The 3031-nt window shown below is 39.5% G+C and carries 1 protein-coding gene; it reads left to right on the top strand.

Annotated elements, in window-relative coordinates; all coding sequences use genetic code 11:
- Window positions 1–245 precede the first annotated feature (245 nt).
- Window positions 246–3031, top strand: a 2786-nt coding sequence (locus ACFINY_RS09520) for an autotransporter outer membrane beta-barrel domain-containing protein (protein WP_375701050.1), incomplete at its 3' end; no start/stop codon positions are given.

The raw sequence follows: 3031 nt of genomic DNA, 5'->3' as shown, positions 1-3031 counted from the left end.
TGTCACTTATCAGCATAGATTTAAGAAAATTGGTTTTTCTGGAACGAGTTTCTCTGCTGGATTGCGCCACCTTTTTTAGCGATACATAAACTATATAGTAACTTATATATAAGTATATAGTATTGTATTAAGTATTAAATTAAATATTTCATTTTATATTTATTGTATTTTGAGAAATTTATTAGCTTAATATAGATATTATTCTTCAATGAATAGAAGTAGGGGAATAGGAGGCGGCAAGAGTTATGATTTATGTATTTCATAAATATGTATTTTTATGCAACGTTACAACAGCTATTCTTTATTTTTTGCAGGTTACGTATGTTAATGCTGCAGGATCTTCAAGTGATGCAGGAGGGGCATTTTATAAATGCGATGATAGAAAAACACACTTTCTCGCAGATAAAATCTATTACTTAAAAAGTTCTCAAGAGACGTCTGCTCATATTGCACCTATTGCAGCTATATATGTAGAAAAAGCAGGCACTATTGTTAATGCCTCTCAGATAACAGTTTTTGGCGATGATCCAGATAAAATATCTGCGTATGGGGCGTATGTAAGAAATGGTGGAAAAATTAATTTAATAGCTTCAGATTTTAAGAATATACCTGCTCTTCGTGCTCAAAATGCCGTTATTAGCATGACAGTAGGGGAAATTAAGGGGACTTCACATGCTATTTATGCATGGGGGAGAGGAACGGATATTGCTTTAGTGAGTGTGAATATCAATATTGAGCCAGATAATTTGAATGTAAAAGGGATCGGTATTATGAGTGGTTTTGATGCAATGGTTAAAATGACAGACGGTACCGTTAATTTTAACCAGATTGGCTCATTTTCAACTCGATTTGGGGGGCATTATATTCTTGATACTATGGGGATTACGGGGCAAGGAAGGAGGGAGGAAACTTTAACAGATGGTGATGGAGCTATGGGGGTATTGCCAGAAGCTTTTGAGGTTTTTCAAGGTGGTGACGTTCATTTGAAAAACAATTTTATTCAGCTGAACCATATGCATGCATTCTTGATGAAAAACTTTTCAGGTTATGTAAATGATAATGGTAAGTTAATTCAAAAATATATTTCACCAGATGGCTTTAAGAATACAAATATTAAGATAGAAAAAAACAATATTTCTGTTCAGGGTGAGGGAGTATATGGACTGTGCTTTAATGTTTTAGCTCCAGAAGAACTTGCTAAAATGTTGAGGCAACGAGATGATGAAAAAATTTTAGAAACCAAAAAAGTTATCACGGGGAGGGCATTTGTTTATTTATCAGAGACAAATATGACAGTTCCAGACGGGATTGCGATTTATGCGAAGGGGAATAAAGACTATGAAGTAAAAGGCACTCTTGAATTATCGGATGAAACAAAAATCTCTGGTGATTTGTTGCTAAAAGCTAAAAATAATGCTTCTCTATTGGTGAAAGCAAACGCTTCCTCTCTTACAGGAGGTACGCGTGTTGAGGGTAGATCGGTTATTGATTTAGAGTTAATTCGTTATTCAAAATGGTATCTTACTAAAAGTAAATACAACGGTTTACAGGAATCTGTTTCATCGCTTTCTTCTCTAAGTCTTTCCAATAGCACATTGATCTTTGATGAAGACAGTGGTTATCAAACGCTACGCATTGGAAAAAAAGCAGATATAGGTGCAGGAGATAAAATTCTCGCATCAAAAGATAAAAAAGTCTACAGTGCCGAAGGAAACGCTCAGATTAGGTTGAATGCATTTTTGAATGATGAGGGTTTGTTTAATCCCCAAAAGACGGATCGCATATTGATCTATGGGGATGTTTCTGGAACGACATTCGTTCATGTGCAAAATTTTCCAAAATATGCAAGTAAAGAAGTCTATGAGGGAAAAGATCAAAGCATTTCACTCATTCAAGTTGCTGGAACAGCGCAGGCAGGTTCTTTTCGACTCGCCAATGGTTATGATGATTATACTACGGTGAAAGGTTTTCCTTATCAATATCGTATTCGTGGTTATGGTCCAGGTTCGCCCTTTGGAGAAGCAGATGCTACGCAAAGATTAGTGGAAGGTGAGGGGGAATTTTGGGATTTCCGACTCGAAGGGGTTTATATTTCTTCTAGAATAGGTTCTTATAATGGTCCATTTGGTAAACCTTCTTCATTATCTCATCCTGTTAATCCTCCATCTTCTCCCCCCAATTCACTTTCTACGTCGTTGATATCTGACTCTCCTTCTTCTACGTCCTCTGCTCCTGTCGATCCTCCCCCTCCCGATCCACTTTCTACGTCGTTTATGTCTGACCCTCCTTCTTCTACGTCCTCTGATTCTGTCGATCCTCCCCCTTCCGATCCACTTTCCACATCGTTGACATCTGACCCTCCTTCTTTTACATCCTCTGCTCCTGTCGATCCTCCCCCTCCCGATCCACTTTCTACTTCGTTTGTGTCTGGCCCTCCTTCTTTTACATCCTCTGCTCCTGTCGATCCTCCCCCTCCCGATCCACTTTCTACTTCGTTTGTGTCTGACCCTCCTTCTTTTACGTCCTCTGATCCTGTCGATCCTCTCCCTCCCGATCCATTTTCTACGTCGTTTATGTCTGACGCTCCTTCTTCTACATCCTCTGATCCTGTTGATCCTCCATCTTCTCCTCCCGATCCACTTTCTACGTCGTTGACATCTGACTCTCCTTCTTCTACGTTCTCTGCTCTTGTTGATCCTCCACCTTCTCCCCCCGATCCACTTTCTACGTCGTTTATGTCTGATGCTCCTTCTTCTACATCCCCTGATCCTGTTGATCCTCCATTTTCTCCCCCCGATCCACTTTCTACGTCGTTTATGTCTGACGCTCCTTCTTCTACAGATTCTGTTGTTCTTCCTTCTGCGTCTGTTGAACCAAAGCCTTCTCAGTCCTCTGATGCTTTGGAACCTTCGTCTAATCTCTCTATACCGCTTGATGTTCCGCCTGAGCTAGGTATTAGAGCTGTTGTTCCACAGGTTCCAACTTATCTTCTTTTGCCAAATGCCTTATTTCATGCTGGTTTAGTGGATAT

This window comes from Bartonella sp. AA23NXGY (assembly GCF_042197165.1).
Lineage (GTDB): Bacteria > Pseudomonadota > Alphaproteobacteria > Rhizobiales > Rhizobiaceae > Bartonella.
This window is presented reverse-complemented; position numbering and strand designations above follow the sequence as displayed.